The organism is Streptomyces sp. NPDC060064 (genome assembly GCF_042736455.1).
GTDB lineage: Bacteria > Actinomycetota > Actinomycetes > Streptomycetales > Streptomycetaceae > Streptomyces.
Window position 1 is genome coordinate 216,502 of record NZ_JBHWWF010000005.1, and the last position, 23,844, is coordinate 240,345.

At 67.9% G+C, this 23,844-nt stretch carries 21 protein-coding genes and 3 pseudogenes; 13 read left to right on the forward strand and 11 right to left on the reverse strand.

Annotated elements, in window-relative coordinates:
- The 7 genes from pxpB (at position 1) to ACFWDI_RS09090 (ending at position 7,470) form a co-directional block, all read left to right on the forward strand.
- Positions 1-615: a 5-oxoprolinase subunit PxpB gene (gene pxpB / locus ACFWDI_RS09060; protein WP_385302293.1), complete on the forward strand. Its 615-nt coding sequence runs from the start codon at positions 1-3 to the stop codon at positions 613-615.
- Positions 612-1,559, forward strand: a complete 948-nt coding sequence (locus ACFWDI_RS09065; RefSeq protein WP_385302295.1) for a biotin-dependent carboxyltransferase family protein — start codon at positions 612-614, stop codon at positions 1,557-1,559. The genes pxpB and ACFWDI_RS09065 overlap by 4 nt, the downstream gene beginning before the upstream one ends.
- Positions 1,556-3,877, forward strand: a complete 2,322-nt coding sequence (locus ACFWDI_RS09070; RefSeq protein ID WP_385302297.1) for a nitrate- and nitrite sensing domain-containing protein — start codon at positions 1,556-1,558, stop codon at positions 3,875-3,877. Before ACFWDI_RS09065 ends, ACFWDI_RS09070 begins: the two co-directional genes overlap by 4 nt.
- Before the next feature lie 57 nt (positions 3,878-3,934).
- Positions 3,935-5,200, forward strand: a complete 1,266-nt coding sequence (locus ACFWDI_RS09075; protein ID WP_385302300.1) for an ABC transporter substrate-binding protein — start codon at positions 3,935-3,937, stop codon at positions 5,198-5,200.
- A 309-nt stretch (positions 5,201-5,509) separates the two neighbouring features.
- The gene (locus tag ACFWDI_RS09080; RefSeq protein ID WP_385302301.1) at positions 5,510-6,160 is read left to right on the forward strand and encodes a cytochrome P450; all 651 of its coding nucleotides are present in this window, start codon (positions 5,510-5,512) and stop codon (positions 6,158-6,160) included.
- 103 nt (positions 6,161-6,263) lie between these two features.
- Entirely contained in the window at positions 6,264-6,995 is a 732-nt protein-coding gene (locus ACFWDI_RS09085) for a GntR family transcriptional regulator (RefSeq protein WP_385302303.1), read from the forward strand.
- A gap of 139 nt (positions 6,996-7,134) precedes the next feature.
- Positions 7,135-7,470 (forward strand): hypothetical protein, encoded by a 336-nt coding sequence (locus ACFWDI_RS09090; RefSeq protein ID WP_385302305.1) that lies wholly within the window; start codon positions 7,135-7,137, stop codon positions 7,468-7,470.
- A gap of 243 nt (positions 7,471-7,713) precedes the next feature.
- Here ACFWDI_RS09090 and ACFWDI_RS09095 read toward each other — a convergent pair whose 3' ends face one another.
- Complete coding sequence (locus ACFWDI_RS09095) at positions 7,714-8,328, reverse strand: TetR/AcrR family transcriptional regulator (RefSeq protein ID WP_385302307.1); 615 nt, start codon at positions 8,326-8,328, stop codon at positions 7,714-7,716.
- Between the two features lie 126 nt (positions 8,329-8,454).
- Between ACFWDI_RS09095 and ACFWDI_RS09100 the strand changes: the two genes are divergently transcribed.
- Positions 8,455-9,372 (forward strand): alpha/beta fold hydrolase, encoded by a 918-nt coding sequence (locus ACFWDI_RS09100; protein WP_385302309.1) that lies wholly within the window; start codon positions 8,455-8,457, stop codon positions 9,370-9,372.
- 566 nt (positions 9,373-9,938) lie between these two features.
- Here the strand turns inward: ACFWDI_RS09100 and ACFWDI_RS09105 are convergent.
- Both ACFWDI_RS09105 and ACFWDI_RS09110 read right to left on the reverse strand, forming a co-directional pair.
- Positions 9,939-10,316 carry a cupin domain-containing protein gene (locus ACFWDI_RS09105; protein WP_385302312.1) on the reverse strand — a complete coding sequence of 126 codons (378 nt, stop codon included), beginning with the start codon at positions 10,314-10,316 and terminating at the stop codon, positions 9,939-9,941.
- A gap of 518 nt (positions 10,317-10,834) precedes the next feature.
- Complete coding sequence (locus tag ACFWDI_RS09110; RefSeq protein ID WP_385302314.1) at positions 10,835-11,683, reverse strand: YwqG family protein; 849 nt, start codon at positions 11,681-11,683, stop codon at positions 10,835-10,837.
- 378 nt (positions 11,684-12,061) lie between these two features.
- Here ACFWDI_RS09110 and ACFWDI_RS09115 point away from each other — a divergent pair, with 378 nt between their 5' ends.
- A complete protein-coding gene (locus ACFWDI_RS09115) occupies positions 12,062-12,508 on the forward strand; it encodes a GNAT family N-acetyltransferase (protein ID WP_385302456.1) in 447 nt (148 codons plus the stop codon).
- Positions 12,509-12,876: 368 nt separating this feature from the next.
- Here ACFWDI_RS09115 and ACFWDI_RS09120 read toward each other — a convergent pair.
- The 4 genes and pseudogenes from ACFWDI_RS09120 to ACFWDI_RS09135 form a co-directional block, all read right to left on the reverse strand.
- Positions 12,877-13,459: pseudogene (locus tag ACFWDI_RS09120) on the reverse strand (hypothetical protein).
- Positions 13,460-13,486: 27 nt separating this feature from the next.
- Positions 13,487-13,660: pseudogene (locus tag ACFWDI_RS09125) on the reverse strand (IS5/IS1182 family transposase); the annotation flags it as partial.
- A gap of 460 nt (positions 13,661-14,120) precedes the next feature.
- Positions 14,121-14,549: a VOC family protein gene (locus ACFWDI_RS09130; RefSeq protein WP_385302316.1), complete on the reverse strand. Its 429-nt coding sequence runs from the start codon at positions 14,547-14,549 to the stop codon at positions 14,121-14,123.
- Positions 14,550-14,810: 261 nt separating this feature from the next.
- The gene (locus ACFWDI_RS09135) at positions 14,811-15,026 is read right to left on the reverse strand and encodes a hypothetical protein (RefSeq protein ID WP_385302319.1); all 216 of its coding nucleotides are present in this window, start codon (positions 15,024-15,026) and stop codon (positions 14,811-14,813) included.
- 478 nt (positions 15,027-15,504) lie between these two features.
- Here ACFWDI_RS09135 and ACFWDI_RS09140 point away from each other — a divergent pair, with 478 nt between their 5' ends.
- Positions 15,505-15,951 (forward strand): hypothetical protein, encoded by a 447-nt coding sequence (locus ACFWDI_RS09140; RefSeq protein WP_385302321.1) that lies wholly within the window; start codon positions 15,505-15,507, stop codon positions 15,949-15,951.
- A 369-nt stretch (positions 15,952-16,320) separates the two neighbouring features.
- Here ACFWDI_RS09140 and ACFWDI_RS09145 read toward each other — a convergent pair whose 3' ends face one another.
- Positions 16,321-18,873, reverse strand: a complete 2,553-nt coding sequence (locus tag ACFWDI_RS09145; RefSeq protein WP_385302323.1) for a discoidin domain-containing protein — start codon at positions 18,871-18,873, stop codon at positions 16,321-16,323.
- Between the two features lie 708 nt (positions 18,874-19,581).
- Between ACFWDI_RS09145 and ACFWDI_RS09150 the strand changes: the two genes are divergently transcribed.
- Positions 19,582-19,896 carry a hypothetical protein gene (locus ACFWDI_RS09150; protein WP_385302324.1) on the forward strand — a complete coding sequence of 105 codons (315 nt, stop codon included), beginning with the start codon at positions 19,582-19,584 and terminating at the stop codon, positions 19,894-19,896.
- Positions 19,897-19,999: 103 nt separating this feature from the next.
- Here the strand turns inward: ACFWDI_RS09150 and ACFWDI_RS09155 are convergent, their stop codons facing one another.
- Entirely contained in the window at positions 20,000-20,725 is a 726-nt protein-coding gene (locus tag ACFWDI_RS09155; RefSeq protein WP_385302326.1) for an NAD-dependent epimerase/dehydratase family protein, read from the reverse strand.
- A 221-nt stretch (positions 20,726-20,946) separates the two neighbouring features.
- Positions 20,947-21,492 (reverse strand): annotated as a pseudogene (locus ACFWDI_RS09160) (AAA family ATPase); the annotation flags it as partial.
- Between the two features lie 211 nt (positions 21,493-21,703).
- Here ACFWDI_RS09160 and ACFWDI_RS09165 point away from each other — a divergent pair.
- The gene (locus ACFWDI_RS09165) at positions 21,704-22,120 is read left to right on the forward strand and encodes a VOC family protein (RefSeq protein WP_385302328.1); all 417 of its coding nucleotides are present in this window, start codon (positions 21,704-21,706) and stop codon (positions 22,118-22,120) included.
- Between the two features lie 344 nt (positions 22,121-22,464).
- Here ACFWDI_RS09165 and ACFWDI_RS09170 read toward each other — a convergent pair whose 3' ends face one another.
- On the reverse strand, positions 22,465-23,079 hold the full coding sequence (locus ACFWDI_RS09170; protein WP_385302330.1) for a hypothetical protein: 615 nt from the start codon (positions 23,077-23,079) through the stop codon (positions 22,465-22,467).
- Between the two features lie 359 nt (positions 23,080-23,438).
- Between ACFWDI_RS09170 and ACFWDI_RS09175 the strand changes: the two genes are divergently transcribed.
- Positions 23,439-23,768, forward strand: a complete 330-nt coding sequence (locus tag ACFWDI_RS09175) for a hypothetical protein (RefSeq protein WP_385302331.1) — start codon at positions 23,439-23,441, stop codon at positions 23,766-23,768.
- Positions 23,769-23,844 lie beyond the last annotated feature (76 nt).

Below are 23,844 nucleotides of genomic sequence, written 5' to 3' on the forward strand. Positions count from 1 at the left end.
ATGCGCCTCCTGACCGCCGGCAGCCGAAGCCTGCTCATCGAGCTCGAGAACCTGGAACAGGTCCTCGGCCTCCACAACAGCCTTCGCGACCAACCCGAAGCCGGCATCGTCGAAATGGTCCCCGCGGCCCATACCCTGCTCATCGTCTTCGACCCCGCCATCACCACACGCGAGACCCTCGCCCAGGCAGTCAGCTCCCGCAAGGCCACCACCGCCCGGCACGCCGACCAGGACGCGCTGGAAATCCCGGTCGGGTACGACGGGCCCGACCTGGCCGAGACAGCCCAGCTGACCGGCCTCACCACTCACGAAGTCATCCAACGCCACACCGAAGCTGCCTACACCGTCGCCTTCGGCGGCTTCGCCCCCGGCTTCGCCTACATCAGCGGGCTCGACCCGCTCCTGCATCTTCCCCGCCGCAGCGTGCCCCGCACCCAGGTCCCTGCGGGAGCCGTCGCCATCGCCGACCGCTTCACCTGCATCTACCCCCGCCAATCCCCAGGCGGATGGAACCTCATCGGCCACACCCCCACAGTGATGTGGGACCTGAGCAGAACCCCGCCCGCCCTCCTCCTGCCCGGCCGCGCCGTGCGCTTCGTCCAGGTGTCGAAATGATCGAAATCCTTAAGCCCGGCCCCTTCACCACCGTGCAGGACCTAGGCCGCCACGGTTACGCCTCCCTCGGTGTCAGCACCTCGGGCGCCGCAGACCGCGGCAGCCTGCGGCTGGCCAACCGCCTGGTGGGCAACGCCGAAAACGCAGCCGGACTCGAGCTCACCTACGGAGGCCTGAGCGTCCGCTTCCACACGCTCACCACCATTGCTCTGACCGGTGCTCCGTGCCCCGCCACCCTGGACGGACGCACCATCGCAGCCAATGGCCCCGTCATCGTGCACCCCGGTCAGCAGCTCACCATCGGCCTGCCCGCCCACGGCCTGCGCACCTATCTCGCCGTACGCGGCGGCATCGACGTACCCGAAGTCCTCGGCTCCCGGTCCACCGACACGCTCTCCGGCATCGGCCCCGCCGTGCTCGCAGGCGGCACCCGACTACCCGTCGGATCCCCTCCGAGCAGCTTCCCCACCGTCGACTTCGCCCCCGCCGCGCCATTCCCCGAGCACCCCACACTCGAAGTCCTGCCCGGCCCTCGGGACGACTGGTTCACCCTCGAGGCGATGAAGACGCTGTACTCCACTGCCTACCAGGTCAGTGCAGACAGCAACCGCATCGGCGCCCGTCTGCAGGGACCGGTACTCAAGCGAGCCGTCGATCGCGAACTGCCCTCCGAGGGCACCGCCCTGGGCTCTTTGCAGGTCCCGCCCAACGGCCAGCCCGTGCTCTTCCTCGCCGACCACCCCGTGACCGGCGGCTACCCCGTCATCGCCGTGATCGCCGACCACGACCTCGACCGGGCCGCGCAGCTGTGTCCTGGACAGAGCGTCAGCTTCCGCCCGCTCAGCCCCCACAGGGCCAGCCGGGGGAGGCGCAGGGCCCTCCTCGTTCGCCCCTTGGCCGCCGCCCGCGGGCGCGAGCCACACACCGAGAGCCTTCCGCAGTGACGCCACGAGGATCCAACGCGGCTTCCCGCCACATATCCACAGACACGCCCACCACGGAATCGGACTCCGGCGACCAGCCCCGATCCTCGCGGGCACGCCGCCGCACCGAACGGCAGCTGCCCCAGCGCGGCACGCTGCTCCGTCTCGCTCGTTTTGGCGACTGGCCCGTGAGCGGCAAACTCGCCGCGGCCGTCCTGATTCCCACCACACTCGCCGTAGCCCTGGTCGCCAGTACCGTCGCTTACTCCATCGGCCAAGCCAACGACTACGGCCGACTGGCCACGCTGGCCCGGCTGCAGCAGCGCGCCCTGCCCTTGGTGTCCGCGCTGCAGACCGAACGTGACCTGACGGCCTGCTTCATCGCCGGCCGACGCAAGACTCGCGCCGCCGACGTCGGGGCCCAGCAGAAGGTCGTGGACCGTGTGGCCGGCGCCTATGCACGGGCTGCCCAGAGCATCGACAGCGATGGCGACCGCTCTCTCCAACTCCGGCTCGACAGAACACTGGCGGACATACGCGGCCTGCCCTCGATCCGGGCCGCAGCCCGGAATGCGAGCCTCACCGAGAGCTCGATCCTCGCGCAGTACACGGCCGCCGTCACCAACCTCCTCGACATGGGATCCGGTCTGGCCACCCAGCCCGGGGGGCAGGCGCTGATCCGCGACATCCGCAGCTTCGACCTCATAGCCCGCGCCACGGAATACGCCAGTCAGGAACGTGCACAGCTCGGCAGCGCCCTGACCACGGGCTACTTCCAGGTGGGACAGGCCCCGGAGTACACCGGACTGGCCGCGCCCCGGCAACAGGCCACCGACCAGTTCCTCGCCTCGATGACCAGCAATCAGCGCACCCTGTACGCCGACACGGTCAAGGGAACGTCGGTCGTCGCGACCAAGCACATGCAGGACCGCGTCACGGAACTCGCCGACGCCGACCGCCTCGGCCTGAAGGCCGGCACGTGGTGGAAAGCCTCGACCGACAAGCTGGCGCTCATGCGAAAGGTGGAAGAGCGCACTCTCGATGACCTGACCGCACGCGCGGACCGCCTTACCGACACCCAGCAACAAGAGGCCCTCCACGCGGCCTTGGAGCTCCTGGCCACTCTCATCGCCGCGCTTGCCGTCTCCCTGACGGTTGTCCGTGCCATGACCAGGCCGCTGCACCGGCTTCGTACCTCGGCTCTCGAAGTCGCCGACCACCGGCTGCCCGCCATCGAGGAGCGTCTGCGGCAAGCCGCGCCCGACGACCTCAGCGACATCGAGGCCGTACCCACCGGTGTCACCTCCGGTGACGAAATCGGCGAAGTCGCCCGGTCCTTCGAGGCCGTCCAGCATGCCGCCCTCAAGCTCGCCACCGACCAGGCCGCGCTGCGTATCAGCGTCAACGCCATGTTCGTGCATATGTCCCGGCGCAGCCAGACACTCGTCCACCGCCTCCTGGGCGAAATCGGCACCCTGGAGCAGACCGAAGCTGACCCCGATCGCCTCAACAGCCTCTTCAAACTCGACCACCTCGCCACCCGAATGCTGCGCACCGGCGAGGGCCTGCTGGTCCTGGGCGGCTCTGACAGCGGACGCGGACGACAGAACCACGTGCCGCTGGTCGAGACACTGTTGGCGGCGAGCTCGGAAGTCGAGCAGTACACCCGCATCGTCATGCCCCGGCAGGTCCCCGACGTGGCGATCGCGGGCCCAGCCGTCGTGGACGTGGTCCACCTGCTCGCCGAGCTGATGGAGAACGCCACGGTGTTCTCCCGGCCGTCCGCGCAGGTAACCATCACCTGCTACATCAACCCCGGCCGTCGGCAGGACACCGTGGTCCTCATCACGGACCACGGCATCGGCATGGCACCCGACCTCCTGCGCACCCTCAACCAGCGGCTCGCCACGCCCCCGCCCATCGGCCCGGAAGTCGTGCGCACCATGGGCCTGTTCGTCGTCGGACAACTCGCCGCCAAGCACGGAATCCAGGTTCGGCTTGCCCGACCCGACGAGTCCAAGACCGTTGCGACGGTCCTCCTGCCCGGTTCCCTGATCGTCCCTCACACCCCTCAGCAGCCGCTGTCGCACCGGCAGCCGGCCCCTGGTCCGCAGGCCCAGCCGCGTCATGCCGGCGTACCCCGCCAGGCCACCCGGTCGCCCTCCCCGCCGGCCCAGCCCACGCAACCCCCCGCGCCTTGCCCGTCGTCGCCGAACGCTCCGGACACGAGCGACGCAGCCGCTCCCGCCTTCTCCTCGCAGGAGGCATGGAGAGAGCACCGCCGCTGGGTCGAAGACGAAGCCGCTTTCAACGACGAGAACGACCCAGGCCCGGCCTGAACCGGAACCCAGCCCAGCCGGTACGCCCTCGCCCCTGCCTCAGAAGGCTCACACCGTATGAACCCACTGCGCCCCCTGCTGGCCTGCGCTGTGCTCCTCGTCTCCACGGCATGCACCGGCAGCAGCGATCCCGACCAAATGACCAGCTCCGCAGCGATTACGATCGGCTATCTGGCGCCGCTGACCGGGCCGGACGCTTCCGCAGGCGTCAGCGCCCGCCGCGGCGCGGAATTCGCCGCCACCGTCATCAACACCGCCATGCCCCGCCTGGCCCTGCCTCTGGCCAAGGCGGTCGGCCTGCCGCACCTCAACGGCGCCCGCATCACGGTCGTCACTGAGGACACCGGGGGAGACGCCCAGCGAGCGGCCGGCGCAGTTGACACGCTGTTGAAGAAGAACGCCGCAGCGCTCAGCGGCGGCTACGAGTCCGCCGTCACTCTCGCCGCGAGCGACCGCACCGAACAACTCCGCGTTCCGTTCGTCAACGCAGAGTCCTCCGCAACGTCGCTCACACAACGAGGCCGCGAATGGTTTTTCCGCACTGGGCCGACCGACGCAACTTTCGGCCGCATGTTCTTCTCCCTGCTCAAACAGCAGCGTGCCAAGGACCAGCCCATCCGCCGTCTCGCCATCGTGCACACCACCGACCGGTTCGGGAGTGACGGTGCCAACACCATCAAGGACCTCCTTTCGCAGACCGATAGCGAGATCGTCGCGGACGTCCCTATCCGCACTTCCAAGGGCAGCCTGAGGGAACCGGTACGGAAGCTGGCAGCGGCCCGACCCGACGCGGTGTTCGCCCTCGCCTACACCGAGCAGGCCAAGAGTCTGACGTCGGCCATGGATGACCTTGGCTACCACCCGCCTGCGCTGTTGACGTTCGGCGCCGGCTTCACCAGCCCCGCCTACCTCGAAGAAGCCGGCAGTGACGCGGACGGCGTCCTCAGCCGCGTTGTGTGGTCCCGAGACCTTGCTCAGCGCAATCCGACCGCCAGAACAGTCGCTGATCTCTACGAGAGGACCTACAAGACCCCCATGGACGATGTCGCGGCCCGTGCCTTCACTGCGGTGATGACCATCGCGCAGGCCATCGACGAGGCTCGCTCCATCGACCCGGACGAGGTCCGTACGGCATTGACCGGTCTGCACATTCCAGGACGCGACACGATCATGCCGTGGGACGGCATCTACTTCGACGAAGAGCATCAAAACCTCGGAGCCCGCGGGGCGATCGAGCAGTTCAAAGACGGCCGCTACCACGTCGTCTACCCCGACGACGTAGCAAAGAGCGCTGTGCGATGGCCGGTCCACCGTGGCGAGTGAAACACGACGCCCCCAGGACACATTGCCGGCAGCCGTCAGCCGGACCACCAGGCCTCGAAGGATCAGGAGCTACCCATGCACAAGGCATACGGCCGACGGCCGCCCCTCCCCCCGGTCCTGGTCGGGAGGGCGAAGTGGGCACCACCGTCAGTGCAGCGATGAGCTACGCGCGATTGCCGCCCGAATACCGGATGCGCGCGGCCATGGCCCGCGCCGTCATCATGCTCGGCGCCCCATCCACGCTGCTTCCCGCGCTGACATTCGAGGACACCAGTTCTTCCTGGCCAAGCAGACAGCCGACTTCTACCGATGCTCGTCGCACAGGTCACCGATAACGCCGGCGCACGCGGACTGATCCGGGCTCTGCGCGATCGGCCGGACGGCGCCCTTCTGGATCTTCGCGTGGCCGTGGCGGCATGCTTCTTCGTGGTCATTGGAGGCCAGTCAACGACCGGCCGGCTGATCTCCACTGTGCTGCGCACGGCGGCAGGCAACCCTGAGGCATGGGCCCGGGCGTCCGCCGAGGACGGCTTCGCACGAGCCTGGGTGGAGGAGGTCGTTCGCCGTGAGCCGCCCATCACGACCTGGCGCCGCATCACGCGGGAGGAGGTGGAATTGTCCGGCGTTACCGTTCCGGCCGGAGCTGGACTGTTGCTGATGCTCATGGGTACCGGGTCCGATCCCGAGGTGTTTGCCGATCCGGATCACCTGTGCCCGTACCGTTCGAACGTCCGCCAGAACCTGTCCTTCGGTGCAGGACCGCACCGCTGTCCCGGGGCCCGGCCGGCGCTTGCTGAAGCGGAAGTGGCTCTACGCGAGGCGGCCACTGTCCTTCCGCGGGCCCAGCTCGAGAAGGACGCGCCACCCTCGACCCTTGGCCTCCTGTCGTTCCGTGCGCCCCTGCGGGTCGTTGTCCGACTGCGGTCCGCGAACAGAAAATCGCCTGGGCCGCCTTCCTGAAACACCTCAAAGTCGGCATCCTATGTGAGGTTAATTTACATGTTGAACAATTCCACAGTGTCCGTGGATACTGGGAGGGGAAGATGAGCACTGAGGAGATCGAGTGAGCACCGACGCTCTGGGAGCACTGACGGCCGCGCTGGGTAAGGACCGGGAGCTTCTTCTCGGACGCAGCAGCACTGCGGAGCGGGTCGCGGGCATCTTGCGTGACCGAATTATGGAAGGGCTCCTCCCTCCGGGCACTCGTCTGTCCGAGGAAGCGCTCGGGGGAGCGCTCGGGGTGTCACGCAACACCCTCCGCGAAGCATTCCGGCTGCTGGCGCACGAAAAGCTGTTGGACCACGAACTCAATCGCGGCGTTTTCGTGCGGACCGTCAGCCAAGAAAATGCCGTCGACCTCTACCGCGTCCGGGGTTTCATCGAGACGGCCGCGGTCCGAAGTCTCCCCACGGCCCCCGACTCGGTGCTGCAGGCACTCAGCGCCGCCGCAGAGGAAGGCGAACGCGCAGCCGAGGAAAGCCGCTGGGCAGACGTCGGGACCGCGAACATGCACTTCCACCAGGCGATCGTCGCGCTGTCGTGCTCTCCGCGCCTGGAGGACTTCATGCAGCAGGTCCTCGCCGAACTGCGCCTCGTCTTTCACGTGATGGAAGATCCCCGGACCTTCCATGAGCCCTACCTGCGACGTAACCGCAAAATGCTGGCCGTGCTCCAGGCGCGCGACGCGGCCGCCGCAGAGCAGATCCTCAAGGAATACCTCACCGACGCGGAGAACGAGATCATCAGCGCGTACAAGCCCGCCAAAGCGGCCGCCGGTGGACCCAATCCGTCCTGACTTCCACACCAGGTCACCTGGTATCTCCCTATAGGGGCCACCCCATCGATGTCACGGGCGGCAATGGGCGGACGAACTCCCTCTCAACATGGGACAGTTCATAGCAACATGTCACAAGCCGCTGGGGGAGGGGCTGAGTATGGAGGACGAGGAGGACAGCTGGCTGACGGAGCGCCAGGTGAGCACGTTGTGGCCGGGCGTCGGTACTCAGTCGGTGTACGTGAATGCGCAGGCCCATGGGGTGCGGGTCCGTTCGAAGAGCTGGATGACCACGACGGGGTATGCCAGCAAGATGTGGTACCACGCCGGCGACGTACGACGAGTGGCCGCGCAGGTCGCAGCCCAGCCACCCCTCAAGGCGCCGTCCTCGGTACCGTGCTGTCTGGTGTTGATCGTTCTGATAGTGGGACTGGTCGTGTTCCTGGCGGTCGTGAGTGACGACGGCGGCGGCGGTGCTCCTGTCTTCGTCAGATGAGTGGGGCTCCGTGACCATGCTCGTGCTCGCCGGGACAGCAGGAAGGCGGTCGCGAGAACGAGGGCCGTGCAGCAGAGAGACCAATCGGCAGCCTGCTGGAGCCCGCTATCGCGAGCCGCAACCCCGTGAATCCGGCCTTCGGGTGACGAACTGAAGGTGTGCTCAGCGGGAAACCGAGCAGCACGGTGCGTGACGTGGTGTCCGCTGTGTCGCCGGCGTCAGCGGCAGGCGCCTGCCCGGGCCTCAGTCATTACGTCCGCCCTGAAAAAGCCGGTCCAGGTGGTAGCCCAGCACCGTATCGGCGGACTCCGGGCTGCGTTGGCCGACCAGGATGCTGGTGCCAAGTCCCGCCGACATGGCGAGCAGGCTGATCGCCTCTGCACGCGCATCCACATCGGGGCCGATGAGCCCGGCGTCCTTGGCCTTGTGCAGCAGTCCGGCCACGGTGTCCTCGGCGGCATTGGGGTTGTCCATGAAGGGCTGCGCGGCAAGCGTCTGGTCCGTGACGGCCAGTACGGCGTACGAGGTGTAGACGAGGTGGAAGGTGCGGCTCTCTTCGTCGGTCGGCAACGACGCCATCAGCAGCGCTTCGATCATCGCGCGCGGCCCCGGGTCGTCCCCGGCGGCCCGAACCCGGGCGGCGACCCGCTCGCCGAATCCTCCGGCCAGGTGTTGCAGCCCGTAGAGCAGCAACTTCTCCTTGGTCTGGAAGTAGTACTGCACCAGTCGCAGCGAGATCCCCGCCTCTGCGGCCACGTCGCGCATCCCCACGGCGTGCAATCCGCGCCGCCCGGCGACCCGGACGAGTGCTTCGGCGATCTCGGTGCGCCGTACATCGTGGTCCACGCGCTTGGGCATAGCCGGGTCTCCGCTCGTCGGTTCCTCTGCTCTGAAGCCTTGTCGGGCCATCTTCATGATACGGCCGTACCACCATTATGATACGGTCGTATCACGAAGAACGGATACTCCTGGAGGTGGCCCACCGTGCCCGAGACCACGACCCGCGCCCGTACCCAGCGTGATGTCGGCCGCTATGTGAACGACGTCTTGCGTGACCGCTACTTCGCGGCCTGCGACGCGGTCTACGCCCTGGGGCCGGCCGCGATTGCGGAGATGGACGTGGAGACCCGCTTCGGGACCACGCACGTCTACCGGTACGGCCCCACGGACCCCGCTGCCCAGTCCCGCACCCCGATCGTCCTGGTGCACGGGGCGGGCAGCTGCTCCGCCATGTGGTACCCGAACACCGCCGCGCTCAGCGCCGAACGCCCGGTCTACGCGATCGACACCCCCGGCGACCCGGGCCGCAGCGTGCAGCGCGAACCCATCCACCAACCCGAACGTGCCGCACAGTGGCTGGACGAGACGCTGGCCGGCCTTGGCCTGGACCGTGTCCACCTCGTCGGCTCCTCCTACGGCGGATGGCTCGTCCTGAACCAGGCGCACCGCAGGCCCGATCGCCTTGCCTCGGTCACTCTGCTCGATCCCGGCGGACTGGAGAAGGTGGGTCTCCGCTTCTTCGTATGGATCTTCGCCAGCCTCTTCGCGACCTTCGCACCCAAGGCGCTACGCCCGCGCCTGGCAGCCTGGCTGGAGCAGCCGGTCCTCGTCGTGCCCGAGCTGCGCACGATGATCAGGTCCGGCGTCCGCGCTTACCGCATACGCCGCCCGGCTCCGCTTCCTCTCATGGAGGACGAACTGCGCACCATCCGCACCCCGTTCTACCTGCTGCTCGGCAAGCGAAGCCTCCTCGTGCACCCGCAGCGGCAAGTGGAGCGCGTCCCGCGCCTGATACCGGGCGCCCGCGCCGAGATCGTCTCAAACACCGGCCATGGACCGCAGATTGACCACGCAGAGCAGATCAATGTCCAAATGCTGAGCTTCATGGACTCCGTCGGCTGACCACCATCGGAGCCGATGGGCCACGGGACCGCGACCGCGGCCGGTCACCGTGGCCAGTGTCGGGGTGTCACTGCGTGGCAACGGCGGCTCTGCGGACGCGGTGCCGCTCGCCCGCTGAGCGCAGGTGGTGTCTTCGGCGTCAGGCCAAGACCAACGAGTGCGGGGATGGGACTCCTCGCGCGCGTCGGCGAGTCGCCGGGCGGCTGCGCCCGGCAACGCCGGAGCGAGCACCGCCGCCGATCACATCAGTGTGCTCGCGCCGCCTGCCAGTCGAACCCGCCATGCGAGGATCGTGACGCTCCGTCTGGAACTGCGCGTATGACGCCTCCGCCAGGAACAGGACGTGCGCGCTGCTGACCCGCCGTGCCGGCCCCCGGTGCGTCGCCGAGTCTCCCGACCTCGGCTGCTACGTCTTCGAAGTCGCCGGACAGGTCGAAGCCGTCGCCGTGCTCGGACGACGGGCGGTGTGGACAGGTCGGACTCCGAGGTCACCAGGCGTTCAAGAGGGAACGGGCGGGGATGCGGTGGGCGCCTGGCCTGCTGCGGCGACCTCGCCGCGCGGGGCCTCACAAGCTGATGTGGTACGCCTTGCGCAGCGTCTCGTGCACCGTCCACGTCGTACGGTCCCTCTCGCGCAGGACGCACGCGTCCCCCGGCCCGACCTCCAGCGTGTCGCCGCCCTCGACCTCGATGGTGGCGCGCCCGCTCACGACGACAAACAGTTCATTGGCCTCGGTGTCGGTGACCACGCCCGGCGTGATCTGCCAGATGCCGCGCAGTTGCTTGCCGTCTTCGGACTCCCACAGGACCCTGCCGGTAACGACTGGCTCCCCGGAGACGATCTGATCGGGGTCGAGCGGCTCGACCTCGAGTTCGGCGTCCGGAATGTGCACAGCGAACGAAGGGGAAGCGGGCCCGGCAGCTGAGTGTTCAAAGGTCGTCATGGCGCGTCACCTTAGCGGGCGGGAGATCGGCGGTGCGCGGCGACCGTGCCCGGCGTAGCCGCCGGTCGGTGCGTCGTCTCAGGCACGTCCGAGGCGCGGTCGGCCGCCGAGCCGACGCCGACCGCAAGCGCCGCGCTGGTGTCGGCGGGTTACTTTCGGGTTCTCCCACCACTGACCCACCGCTTCGCCGGGCTCGTCCAGAGTGAAGGAGCACCGTGGTCGGACCTTCGCGCTTAGAGGTCCTCACAGAAGCCGCGACGGGTGTGGCTGTCGGCTTGTCTGCTCGTTGTTCTGGTCGTGGGGAAGAGGGAGTCTCGTCCGTGGATCGTCTCTGATGAACTGCGGTCGCTGAACGAGCCGTTGCTGTCGGCGCCGGGGCCGAAGCCGGTCGCGGGCCAGAATCCGGGACACCAGCATGAGCTGCCCAACCCGCGGAGGACGTTGGCCGCGCGGTCATGCCCGTTCATCCGGCAGCAGGGGGGTTGACGCACCGGTCGGCCACGGCGGGTGGATTCGCGTCAGCCGCACTGCCAGGTGAACATCGCGCGATCGAAGCGGCGTTCGGCCAGGTCTTCGGGACGGATGAGCCAGTAGAGGGCACCACAGTCGCCCCACATCATGTCGGCGTCGTCGTCGGTGTCGAACTGAGCGAGCAGCACCCAGCGGAGGGCCTCGTCCTTGATGCGGGGGTCAGTCCACGGCGGGCTGCCCAGGGCGCCGCGGGCGACTTCGGCCTCCACTTCGTCCTGCACCGGGTGCGCGTGGCCGCCGACGCGGTGCTCCGTGCCCTCGGAGTGGTCCCACAGCGCCTCCTGGAAGTCCTCGTCCCACACCGGGTGGTCGTCCGGCATCGGCGCGAACTCCCGGTAGACCACCGGGTGCCAGAGGTACGGTGCCGTCGTCTCCACGCGCGCCGTCAGCGGTACCTCGGGGTACGGCTGAATTCCTTCCGGCGCCGCCCGCTCGGCGACGGGGACGCCCGCCGGTACGTACAGCACGCGCGCTCCTGCCCAGCTGTCGGGCTCATGGGGCGCTACCACCGCACAGCCTTCGTCCAGTTGCCCGTCGAAGTAGAAGAAGGCCAGCGTGCCGTCTGGCGGCAGGGCGATGTCGAGGGCGGCGGAGGGGAGCGCGGCGCAGTCGAGTGAAGCGATGAAGGAGAGCGGGCCGTGCCCTTCCCACACAGGCCACTCCTCGATCTCCGGTAGCTCCGGCAAGCCGCCGAGCCGGCCGACGGCTGGATCCGTACCCGTGGCCTTCTCCAGGCGCAGACCCGGACGCAGCAGGCCGATCCACCGCTCGGCGATGTCGTCGGGCAGGTGCTCGCGGGCGAGCGTGTGCAGCGCGTTGACGGTGCTCTGTGTCATGGCGCCCATGATGCACGGCCCCGCTGACAACGGACCGTCCGCCTCGTGAGCCCGCAGGTCAGGCCCAGGTTCCGGCCCGCATCCGGGTCCACTCGCACGCGGCGTCGCGGACGGCCGTGGGTTCGGCAGCGTCGGTGAGAGGAGCAGGATGATCTACCGTCTGCGTTTCCACCTCCCGCTCAAGGAGGCGCGCAAGAGCAGGCGACGTGGTGCGCGATAAGGACTGCTCGTGAGTGGCCGGTGATCGATCTTGCTGCGCACGTCGTCACAGCGCCCCACTGACATAATCCAGCCGTGGATGCGAGAACAGAGGCGCACGAGATACAGGCGGGCCAGGCGGTGCCTGGCTTCAAGTCGGACCGGCCCATTGAATGGGCCATGCGCCCCGCGGAACGTGCAGATGTCGAGGCGATCGCGGAGCTGCGGGCCATGGTGATGCGCCTGGACCTGGAGCGGTTGGGTCGGTTCGACGAGCATCGGGTCCGGCAGCGGCTGCGGGATTCCTTCTCCCCGCAGCACACGTCGGTCGTCCTGGCCGATGGCGCCTTCGCGGGCTGCGTCACATTGCGGCCGGCCGAGGACGGGCAGTGGCTGGAGCATTTCTATCTCGCCCCAGGTATCCAGGGACAAGGGCTCGGTTCGGCTGTCCTGCGAACACTGCTGGACCGGACCGATGTCGACGGCGTGCTCGTCCGCCTGAACGTCCTGCAGGGCAGCGCCGCCCGGCGGCTGTACGAGCGCCACGGGTTCACTGTGGAGGTTCAGGACCCGATCGATATCCACATGGTGCGACTGCCGGGTGCGGGCGCTGCCCTCGGAACGTGAAGAGGACTGTGGGCGTTCATGGGATGTGCTATCCGTATGGGTCCGTGCGGCATTGTCGCATCCTGCCTTCACCGGCATCTCCTGCTCCCACCTTGGTGATCTGGTCCAGGAGTTGGGCACGCCGTGGACCGCGCGCTGCGAGTCCGCGCTGCAGCACCGGCGAGGCAGAAAGCGAGGACGGCAGGCCGGAGCCGGGCAAATGCAGGACGAGAGCTGGGAGCAGATTCCCCGCTGAGTCGAGCACCAACCCCACCGGTGTGGTCGAGGCGTCTCACAGCGCCAGGGCGTTTCGTTGGGATCATCGTGCTGCCGCCCGGAAATAGATGATGGCCAGTGCAGTGACGGCTCACGGCCGCTGACTGGTTTCATCACCGTCGGCCGAGCAGCCTGGCCCGACGTCTCTCGGTTGCGGTGTGGCCGAGCAGAACCGCCTGTTCCTTCTTGAGCCGCCTGAACCTTTCGCGGGTGTAGTCCCTCAGCTCCCGGCCGGGGAAGGATATGACCGACAGGTGCTCTTCGTAGCGGCCCTGTGCCCATCGTGCAGCGGTGATCTCGTAGCCCGAGACGTGCGCGCAGAGCTGGAGCAGGACCGGGGGCATCTCTTGCTCGATGAGGAGATCTGCCTTGGTGACCACCACGTCGCGCATCGCCTGAATGTTGGGGATGAAGACGGTGGTGGCCCACGTACGCCACTCGGCGAGCTCATGCTCCGTGGGGGGGTATGTCGTGATCGAAGGGATCGCGGCCGTCGGGTCGGGCATATCTCTCAGAGAAGGAGTCGTAGGTCCTGCTATTGGCTTCCATCAGCGCGAACAAGGGCCCGTAGAAGTCGCTCAACTGCAGGTTGATGCGCGCCAGACGAGCTTGCCGCTGTGCCAGTCGCACACCGTTGAGGTAAGTCGCCAAGTAGCCGACGAGTGCCAGCCCGACGGTCACGATCAGAGTGTTCATGGCAGATGATGCTAAGTGGCGCTCTGATCAGCGTGCGGACCAAAGGAAGATGGCTGCGAGGTGGAGTCCGGCCCGGTAGACCGTGGCGGTTTTCTCGTAGCGGGTGGCGATGCCTCGTCATTGTTTCAGGCGGTTGATGCACCGTTCGACTGTGTTGCGTTGCTTGTATGCCTCGCGGTCGAAGGTGGGCGGTCTGCCGCCGTGGCGCGTCGTTTGCGGTGGGCTCGCTGGGCGGCGGGGCTCGGGACGACTGCCTTGATCCCTCGTCACGCCGCAAAGCCCCGGCGCCTCCCGAAGAAGCCAGACCGGCCCGGCCACACATACGGCCCGGGCCGGCTCTGCGTGCAAGACCGCAGCAGCCGGTTAACCGCAATAGTCACGCTTGCCAAGCCGCCGAGCCCGCAGGCCCTCCAGGCGATCGGCGACCCCGGCGGCGTGGGTCGCACGAGGCGGATCGGCGACTGCTTCGGACGGGAGTTCTGACGGGCGCGGTCTGGTGGCGAGGACGTGTCTCTTCGATCAGGTAGCTCGTCGTCCTGGTCAAGTATTCGTCCCCTCCCCGCCAAGCGGCTCACCCCGCTGGCCCAGGCGTTGGCCCGGGCCACGAAGTTGGAGAGCCACTTGGCAAGGAGTGCCCGACGGACCGACGCCGGGCGGCCTGCTAGGGGCGGACGTAGGGCCGAGTCATGATCTCCATGTTGTGGCCGTCCGGGTCGTCGAAGTACGCGCCGTGACCGCCGAAAAGACGGTTGATCCGGCCGGGTTCGGTGTGGCTGGGGTCGGCGTAGTAGGTGACCCCAACCGCCTCCAGACGGGCGATCATGGCGTGGAACTGCGCGTCGGGCACGAGGAACGCGTAGTGCTGCGACTGGATCGGCTCGTCCCGCTTCTCGTAGTAGTCGAGCGTCACGCCGTTGCCGAGGTCGACGGGCAGGAACGGCCCGAACGGAGCACTGACCTTCAGCCCCAGGATCGCGGCGATGAATTCGGCCGACAGGTGCCGGTCTCTGGCGTAGATGGCGGTGTGGTTCAGCTGGACGGCGGTCGCCGACAGCTCGGTTTCGTGCGGGTACTGCTGGTCGTGTGGCATCGGTGATGTGTCTCCGGGTCTTTGGGAATTGCTGGGACGGGGCGCCGTACGCGGGCGCCGGAAGCAAAGACGCGGAGAAGTGGGCGGGCCTCTTGCCCGCCTCGCGCTCACGCCGAGGCCGGGAACCTCACTCGTGCATGGCCCATGGCCGACCCGGCAGTCACCCGACCGACCCTAGTGGCCAATCATGGGCTGGGGCAACGCGGTTCCTTGGCTGTGCTCCGGCCGCAGGTGAGCCGCCGCTGGAATCCTTCGCTTCGGTCACGGGCGGAGCCAGATGAGGCGGGCGGCGGTGACGGTGCCGAGGTAGGCGCGGGTCTTGCGGTTGCCGTACGCCTTGTCGGCACCGACGCTTCCGGCGGGCGAGGGCTGAGGGCGGACTTGGAGGCCCTGGAACTGACCGACGATCAGCTCCTGCGGATCCGAGGCGCCTTCACCACGGCGGCCGACAGAGCCCGCGCAACCATCCAGCAGCAAGCCGATCCAGACGACCAACCCGCACCGTGCCCGGGTTCAGGCTGTTGGTGGTGTGCGCACTTTGGTCGTCACCGCGGGCAGGGCGGCCGCGGTGAGCACACCCGGTTCATCGGTCTGGCCGGACTGCTGTCCACCCTCGCTTCTGCCACCACAACGGGGTCGCGGAGACTACGGCTACTCGCTGTACGAGTTCGGGGTGTACAGCTGAGCCGAGCACCGGAATGAGCCGGGCACCCGGGTAGGCGTCGCACCGGGCCGGAACTGAACGGTCAGACGCTCATTGCGACATTTTTCCTCTCCATAGCGGGGAAAACTGTGCAGTCGACCGGCCGGACGGGCCGGCACTTCGGACGAGAAGCGGTGGTGGGCCACGGATGGCAATCGACACTTTCGGCAAACCCTGCGCCGTTACCGCGAGCACCGATGAGTTCCTGGGCCCCTTGAGGTCGTTATTGGCAACTCGGCGAAAGGAGAAGCGATGAGCGAGTCCATCAACACGGTGGCGAGGGACCGCCTGGAGGCACTGATCGGCGAATGGACCATGGAGGCTGGACCACCCGGCGGGCCGCCCTGGCCCGGTGGGGCGCGGGTCGCCTTTGAGTGGGTCGACGGCGTGCCCCTGTTGATCCAGCGGCGGCACGTGGACCTGCCCGAGGCCCCCGACGGCGTCGCGGTGATCGGCTGCGATGGGATGAGCGACACCTACTACCAGCTCTACACCGACGAGCGCGACGTCCAGCGCGTCTACCGAATGAGCCTTGGCGGGGGCGTGTGGAAGCTATGGCGAGACGGGGAGCCCTTCTCACAGCGATTCACCGGCACCTTCTCCGAGGACGGCAACACGATCGCTGGCCGATGGGAGATCGCGGAGGACGGTAAGACGTGGAGGACGGACTTCGACCTGACCTACACGAGGATCGGATGAAGAGGGGTTCTGCTTCTCGTCCGAAGCGGAAAAACGTTAGGTCGCTCGCGCCGTCCCTCTCGCCCGACATTCGTGGTCGTGAAGTCTGCCCGTAGTCACGACTTCAAAGGACGCCTCAGCTGGTGGGCTGGGGTCTTCGGCGACCAGCTCCGGGGGACTTCTTGCGGGTCAGGTGCTTGGTCATCACGGTGATGAGTGTCCAATTGAGGTGAGCGTCCGAGTGCTGCGGCGGCCGTTCGTGATCGCGGACGTTGCGACGGGCGTTCATCAGCCAGCGATGGTCCGTTCGGCGGCCAGTGAACCGGTCAGTACCACGAGCGGCAAAACGCCATCGCAAACAGGCGCTCAGGACGCTGAGGACGCTCGGCGTCAGCGCAGGTTGAGCATGGTGGCTTTGCTGGGCACTCCTTGGGCGTTCAGCGCGAAGAAGAAGTATGTGCCTGGAAGCGCCACGCCCGGGTCGGCCGGCACCGTGACCTCGTAGGCCCCGGTGCCTGTCTGGCGGAGGGTGAGCGGCACGCGGCGCTGGTCGTTGTCCGTGGAATGGGTCGCTGCGCCTGCCCGGACCAGCGCGAACGAGGTGACCTCCGAGTCGGTGGTCACCGCGAGTACCGCCCCGTTGGCCGCGTGGGCCGGGACGCCGCCACTGATGACGGGCCGGGTTTTCTCCGTGCCGTCGGCGTTGAGGAGATAGGGCGGGGTGAAGATCGCCCCGTCGGCGTGGTTGGTGGCACAGGCGCCGCACAGGCCGCCGCCGCCGCTGAAGATGCGGCCGTCGGGCAGCAGGTTGGCGACGCTGTGGTAGTTGCGCGGCACCGCCATCGACGCCATACGCGTGAACCTGCCCGTCGCCGGGTCCCAGATCTCGGGGGTCATCGCCGAGGTCGCGTCGCTGAACGGGACCGGGTAGGACTGGCCGCCGAAGACCGCGACCTTGCCGTCCGGCATCACGACGCTGTTGCCGAAGGCGCGGGCGTAGGCCATGTCGCCGGTGCGGGAGCTGACCGGCGTACCGCCCCCGTTGAGGTCGACGGTGTAGGCGCGCCTGGTCGCCTTCACGTTCTCGTACGCAGTAGCGCCGCCCAGGGTGAGCAGCTTGCCGATGTCGTATGCGACCGCGTTGCCGTTCATCGCGTCCGGGCTGTCGGCGCGGGTGCCGGCCGCGGTGATGCTGCCGTTGCCGCTGGTGGATATCCAGTTGATCCGCTTGCTGGGGCCGAGGTGCAACACGCGTCCCATCGAGGTGGCGTGCAGCCACTGGTGGTTGTCGGCGCGGTAGGGGCCGCGCGGGTCGGCGGTCATGGTCGTGGTGACGGGGACGCCGCTGAGCTTGCGCCATGTGCCGTTGGCGGAGGACCAGACCTCACCGCCCTTGCCGCCGTTGCCGCCGCTCCAGGATCCGCCGAGGACGAAGGCGTCACCGGTGGAAAGGAGCGTCATAGCCTGGTAGCCGCGTGCGACGTTCATGTCCGCGGTCGAGGTCCATGCGTCGGTCGCGGGGTCGTATATGCTGGCGCGCTTGGCGTTGGAGCCGCCGGTGACCAGGACCCGGCTGTCCTCGAGCACCGCGATGCCGGGGCAGAACATGTCGTGCCCGGTGTTGTCCACGCGGCGCTGGGTGACGCGGCCGGTCGCGAGGTCCATGATCGCGGTCTGGGTATAGCCGTTGCTGCCGCCGAAGCGGTCGACGCCGTACGCGGACCACGCGAGCATCTTGTTGTTGGGCAGCACCGCGGTGGCGACGGGGACCAGCGGGAAGCCCGTCACCTTGCCCCACATGCCGTGGGCGGCGGGGTCGGCGGGACCGCTGACCCGGATCTCGGCCGCTGAGGACCACGGCCCGCGGCGCCCCGCCTCGGTGGTCGCGGTGAGCCGTACATAGCGCGCGGTGACGGTACGCGTGAAGGTGGCGCCCTTCAACGTGTCGTCGTCCTTCCAGGTGCCGCTCGCCACCGGAGTGCTGAAGGTGGTGCCGCTGGTGCTGGTGGTGACGGTGTAGGCGCCGATACGGCCGTTGACGCCGGTGCGTCGGGGCTCGTAGGAGAGGGCGGAGACGGGGCGGGCCGTTTTCATGTCGATGGTGATGCTGTGTGGCAACGCGGTGGCCGGTGGTGCGGTCCACTTGCTGTGCCACATGGTGTCGGGGTCGGCGTCCAGGGCGTGGGTGGCTCTGTGGTCGCCTTTCGCCGTCTCCTGGTCGCTCGCGGTCGCGGTCCAGCCGTCGCGGGGTAGATCGACCACGGATGCGGTGGTGCCCGGATCGCCGAGCAGGTTGATCTCGCCGGCGCTGGTCCAGGGGCCGCGGCTGCCGGCCTCGGTGGTCGCGGTCAGGCGTATGTAGCGGGCGCCCTTGGGCGCGAAGCTCAGGGTCTTGACGGTGATGTCGTCGGCCAGGGTGCCGGTGGCCACGGCAGCACCCCACGCGGCTCCGTCGGCGCTGAGGTGGATCGCGTACTCACCGACCCGGCCGTTGATGCCGGTGGCTCGCGGCTGGTAGACCAGCGCGGAGACGACCACCGTTTTCTTCATGTCGATGGTGATGCTGTGCGGCAACGCGGTCGCCGGGGCGGTCCACTTGCTGTGCCACATGGTGTTGGGGTCGGCGTCCAGGGCGCGGGCTGGACTGTGGTCGCCCCTTGCCGTCTCGTGGTCGCTCGCGGTCGCGGTCCAGCCGTCGCGGGGCAGGGTGGGCGCGGCGGGCTCCATGGCGGCGGCGGGGGCGGCCTGGTGGTGCGGGGCCGGCGGTGGGGACGTCGGGTCCGCCGCGGGCAGAGCCTGTCCCGGTCCGGCGCTCGCGCTGCCGCCGAAGATGAGGAGGGGGAGGAGAACCGCGAGGGTTGCGGTCAGGGCCGGCAGGATCAGGCTCCGGGATCTGAACCGGGACAGTCGCCGGAGACGCAACGGTGCGAAGCCACGGATCATGTCGACGTCCCCCCACGAACAGGGCGTCGCCTTCCGCGGCGACGCCACGTGGGACATGACCATGGCAGCACGCCCGAGGGTTGTAAAGACTCTGCGGTCATCATGGACAGCCACGGCGTGAGCGGCGTCAAGCGGTGTTCGTCGTAAGAGGTTCAGCCCGTTCTGGGCCGCGATTGGACGATCCTCTGGCCGGGTGAGGCAGGACGGTGGCAGGCTGCGCTGTACCGCCCCCGGAAGGACGGTGACTGGCTCTTCCACTGACCGGCCCCAAGCCCAATGAGTCGACTGCGGCGACTACCAGGCCGGGCTCGGCGGAGACAACATCCGCACAATGGCGGTCATGACGGGAGGGGGATCACCGAGACCTGGCACCTGCCCGAGTGCTCGGTGGCGGCCGCGGCCGGTCGCACGAGGGGGTGGTCTCCGCTTGCCTGCGGCGCGGTACGGATTCACGCATGTCGTGGCGGTTTTGGATTACTTTCGCCTTTCGGGCTCATCGCGCCGGCAACTGGGTATCTCCCTCCAGGAGATACGGGGGCGTGGATGACGGCGGAGGAGCAGAGTTACGGCCGTGCTTGGCTGAGAGCCCGACAAGTCGCGGCGGTCTGTCGCATGCGTCAAAGCTGCGTCCACGAGGTCGCCGCAGCTCACGGTGTACGGTGCGAGACGCGGACGGGCTACGGCACGTGGGGACCGAGCGCATGCCGGGTGTATCACTACGACGATGTGCAGCACCTGGCTGATGCCCTCGACAACGGCACAGCATCCGTCGACCCGAGCTGGCGGACCGATACCCGTCAAGGGCGGCAACCCCACCTGCGTGAGCAGCTCACCGGATGCGGATGCCTCCTGCTGATCGTGCCGGTGTTCGTCGTGTTGTGCGTGTGGAGGCTCTCCACCGACCAGCCAGGGGGGCGAGCCCTCGTACTGGCATTGAACCTGACGCAGGTCACGTCGTGGCGCTGCTCAGGCCGGCACTTGGCCGGCGCCGGCTGGAGCGGGGCTCAGGTCAGCGGCGGGTGAGCCAGAGGGTGCCGAGACTGATGAGCGCGGGACCGGTAGCCGTGCTCATTCTGTGGACGAAGGCCGTCTCTGCCCCGTGCCGCAGACGCCTGCCAAGGTCAGATCAGGGCTGTATGTGCTTCAACGTGAATTCGGGCAGGGCGTACGGGCCGGCTTGCGGAGCTGCGGAGTCGGCAGGGACGTGGGCGTCGGTGATGTGTGCTGCGTGAACTTCGGCGTTGTCGGCGGGTGTGTAGGCCAGTTCGGATTCCGTGGGGAGTTCCCAGAAGCGGCGGGTGTTGGCGGAGACGGCGTACACGGTGGCAAAGCGAGTGGAGAGAGGGGCGGTGAGTGCGGCCCTGCTGAAGCCGACGGCATCCCGCGGGCTCAACCACGTCGCGAGGTGGCGGGGCTCGGTGGGGGCCTCCTCGAAGCTGCCGATGCGCAGGCAGATCGCGGAGAGGCCGAACTTGTCCGCATAGAGCTGTCCCAGGGCCTCGATGGCTGCCTTGCTCACCCCGTACAGGCCATCCGGGCGCACCGGTTCTTGCGGGCCGGTGAGATGCGCTGTGGGATAGAACCCGGTCACGCGGTTGCTGCTGGCCAGCACTACACGCGGAATCGCCGTGCGCCGGGCGGCTTCCAGGACATGGTGGGTACCCAGCACATTGGCTTCCAGGAGGTCGGGCAGCGGTGCTTCATCCGGCAGCCCGCCCAGGTGGAGCACGGCATCCGCACCCGAGAGCGCGGCTTCTACGGCGGGGGCATCTCGCAGGTCGACGGTGTGGACCACCTCGTTTGCTGCCTCTTGCTGAAGCGGAACGCGATCGAGCAGGACCAGTTGGCTCACCTCTGTGCGGAAGGCCTGCCGCACGACCGAGCCGATATTCCCTGCCGCACGATGACAGCGCCGATTCCGATCGCCGCGCCGAGGTCGGGTTTCTCGTACGCGATGTACACCGCAACGCCCCTGGGTAACAACGGCTCCAGCCGAACCCACTGTGTACCCGTCAGATCCCCACGCGCCACCCGGTGATCACCAAAGAGCTTGATCCGCTCGGAAGTGGATGCCAGGCCGGTCAGGGACAGGACCGCCTCAACCGTTTCTTCGAGCGTCTGCGCCGCGTTGTCGATCCAGGTTCCCTCCAGCTCGAGTTCTGCGCGCATCGCCGCGTCCAGGGGAGCCCAGTCCGTAGCCAAGACCTTCGGCCGCGCCTGGTTGCGCTGCCACGCTGTCACCGGGCCCGGAGCCAGGATGACGATGTGGAGCGGCTTGGCCGTGAACGTCGTGCGGTAGAAGTCAAGGTGGGAACGGCGGACCACGACGTCGTCGAGCACGGGGATGAAGCCCGCCCTTACGAAGCTGTCAGCCAGAAGACACGCGTTGCGAGCCCGCAGGAGGATCTGCCGGTCGGCTTCCGCGTTCCCGGTCGGCGAGGGCCATTGGCCACCGCTGACGATCATCTGCTGGAGGGCATCGACCTCAACATGAGCCGACATCCCAAGCCGGGCAGCCAGCGCAGCGGCCACCGTGGACTTACCGCTCCCGGGAATGCCGGTCAGCAGAACAGCCCCGGCAGCCGGCTCGCGGTCGATGGGTACCGGATGCAAGGTCATGCGAATCCTCCGTGCGGCAGCGATCAAGGCCTTGAGAGGGTAGATGACCGAACTGCCCCATAGCCCCGGCGAGCTCGGCCGCCCACAGGATGTAGGTGGCCGGCGGGTGCAGCGGGATCGAAGGCGTCCAGAAGGCGATGGAGATCACGACGGCGGGGGTCGACCGGGGCTACTGTGCAGTCCTGACAAACCATCACGAAAGGATGGCGCTGTGGCCTCTCGACTCAACCCGTACATCAGCTTCGCCGGTGACGCCAAGCAAGCCATGGAGTTCTACAAGGACGTCTTCGGCGGCACCTTGACGGTCCACACCTTCGGCGACTTCGGCTCCGAGGCGCCGCCCGGGTACGCCGACAAGATCATGCATGGCCAGCTGGAGACCCCGAGCGGCTTCACGCTCATGGGTGCCGACAACCCTCCCGGCATGGAGCGCAAGCCCGGCAACAACTTCGCCGTGAGTCTGAGCGGCGACGACGCCGATGAGCTGCGCGGCTACTGGGAGAAGCTGTCCGACGGGGGAAATGTGTCGGCGCCGCTGGAGAAGCAGATGTGGGGCGACGTTTTCGGCATGTGTACGGACAAGTTCGAGATCGGCTGGATGGTCAACATCACTGAGGCCGGGGCCTGACGCTCTCTGGCATCGTCCCCAAGGGCCCTGCCACTGGTGTCGGGCCCCTGGGGTGGCCCGGATCAGGGGCAGCCGTCGTCGGCCGCCACTGCTCCCGCACCCGCGGGGATGATAGGCCCACCACCCAGCACCCTCGGGCGGCGAGGCGGAGCTTCTGCGACGAAGCGAGCGGGGCGAAGCCTGCGGACGTGGCCGTTGGTGACGTACTTCTGTGGGTTGAATATTGCCGTGCTCGGCGAGGTGGGCGCGGGCTGCGTTCAAGCCGGCCTGACGCAGCGAGCGACAGCGCGGCCCCGCCGAGGTGGAAGGGGCCGCGCTGTCCCTCGCCTCTACAGGCGGGCCGGTCAGTTGGTGACCGGCCACTCCAGCGGTTCCTTGTAGAAGCCCTGGGTCAGCTCGACCGCGGTTGCCTTCTGGCCCTCCGGGATGAGGAAGGCGCTGCAGATCTTCTCCGACTGGCCCGCGCTCAGCTTCTTGTCCGTGTCCGGCGCTGGGCAGTTGGGCCATTTCGCCTCGCCCATCAGGACGATGAGGGCACGGGTGCGCCGGCCGTTGACCGTTTTGACGACGAGGTCGTCGTCCATGTCGCCGATCTCCATGGCTTTGCCGCTCTTGTGAGTGAGCGTCGACCAAACGTAGACGGGTATCTGCGGGCCGTCCTTCGAGTCCTTCTTCAGCCCGGAGTTGTCCATGTCGGCCTTGGTGCCGGTCTGCACCTTGGTCGGTGTGACCGTGTACTTGGCGCCCGACGACTTCTGCATGTCGCTTTCCTCCTCCGGGCTGGCCTCACCCAGACGGAAGGTCTTCTTGCCGTCCGACGCGTCCGAACCGGAGTCGGACGCGTGGGAGCCGGAGCCGGCCCGACTCTTGCTCGACCCCGAGTCGTTGCAGCCGGTCAGTGCCAAGCCCACCGCCAGAGCACCCACCGCCGCCGGCATGGCACGAGTCCACGTACGCATCTCATCTCACTTTCCCCGTTGAATTCCCCGTTGTCCGGCCGGGGCAGCTCGCTCACGCGGCCAGACCCTCGATCTGCCGCACGATCTTGCCAGAGCCGAATCATCACCTCGCGAGGGGGCCGCACCCCTGTCGCCGTGCCAGCGGCGAGGTGTTGAGGGCGTGATCAGCCAGCTGCTCACAGTGCAGCTCCGAGCCACGCAATCCACGCGCCGTCGGGCGTTCTCCCGCAGTGCCCGTCTGGCTGGCGACCGGCGGTAGGTTACCGGTGCCAGTCCGGCAATTGCCGGTCGCTTCCAGGGCGAGTCGGTGTTGACGCCAGAAGCGATTCCATATCGCGCAGCATGAGAACTGAGTCACGGTGAACCAGGACGCATATCGCCACGAGCTGGAGTATGCGATCCAGTACGCTCACGACGACTGGCTCGGTTTCTCGGTCATCAGCGGGTCCGTGGGCAGCCTCCTCGGACGCGGTGCCTCGTTCCAGGAACAGCTCACGTTGCTCCTGCGGATCGTCGGCGATCTGTATGACGCTGGAGCGCTGGCGGGCGATCTGACGGAGTCGACGCGGGAGCCTTTCCTGCCGTGGCGAATGGAGAAAGCCGAGGTCCTGGCGCGGATTGCGGCAGAGGTTCAGCCGCAGTCCCGGTTGCCCGACTCCGGTGACGTCTGCTGGTTCACGGTGCCGTGATGACGCCATGGCCGCCGTGATGCCCAGCATCACGGCGGCCATGCGCGCTCAAACCGACTCTTCGTGGATAAGCCTG

Bases quoted from the DNA above. Each gene is read 5' to 3' on its own strand.
- ACFWDI_RS09170 (WP_385302330.1), bottom strand. From the start codon at position 23,079: ATGCGTACGTGGACTCGTGCCATGCCGGCGGCGGTGGGTGCTCTGGCG.
- ACFWDI_RS09090 (WP_385302305.1), top strand. From the start codon at position 7,135: ATGGAGGACGAGGAGGACAGCTGGCTGACGGAGCGCCAGGTGAGCACG.
- ACFWDI_RS09065 (WP_385302295.1), top strand. From the start codon at position 612: ATGATCGAAATCCTTAAGCCCGGCCCCTTCACCACCGTGCAGGACCTA.
- ACFWDI_RS09130 (WP_385302316.1), bottom strand. From the start codon at position 14,549: ATGCCACACGACCAGCAGTACCCGCACGAAACCGAGCTGTCGGCGACC.
- pxpB (WP_385302293.1), top strand. From the start codon at position 1: ATGCGCCTCCTGACCGCCGGCAGCCGAAGCCTGCTCATCGAGCTCGAG.
- ACFWDI_RS09080 (WP_385302301.1), top strand. From the start codon at position 5,510: ATGCTCGTCGCACAGGTCACCGATAACGCCGGCGCACGCGGACTGATC.
- ACFWDI_RS09145 (WP_385302323.1), bottom strand. From the start codon at position 18,873: ATGATCCGTGGCTTCGCACCGTTGCGTCTCCGGCGACTGTCCCGGTTC.
- ACFWDI_RS09075 (WP_385302300.1), top strand. From the start codon at position 3,935: ATGAACCCACTGCGCCCCCTGCTGGCCTGCGCTGTGCTCCTCGTCTCC.
- ACFWDI_RS09140 (WP_385302321.1), top strand. From the start codon at position 15,505: ATGAGCGAGTCCATCAACACGGTGGCGAGGGACCGCCTGGAGGCACTG.
- ACFWDI_RS09095 (WP_385302307.1), bottom strand. From the start codon at position 8,328: ATGCCCAAGCGCGTGGACCACGATGTACGGCGCACCGAGATCGCCGAA.
- ACFWDI_RS09115 (WP_385302456.1), top strand. From the start codon at position 12,062: ATGCGCCCCGCGGAACGTGCAGATGTCGAGGCGATCGCGGAGCTGCGG.
- ACFWDI_RS09110 (WP_385302314.1), bottom strand. From the start codon at position 11,683: ATGACACAGAGCACCGTCAACGCGCTGCACACGCTCGCCCGCGAGCAC.
- ACFWDI_RS09105 (WP_385302312.1), bottom strand. From the start codon at position 10,316: ATGACGACCTTTGAACACTCAGCTGCCGGGCCCGCTTCCCCTTCGTTC.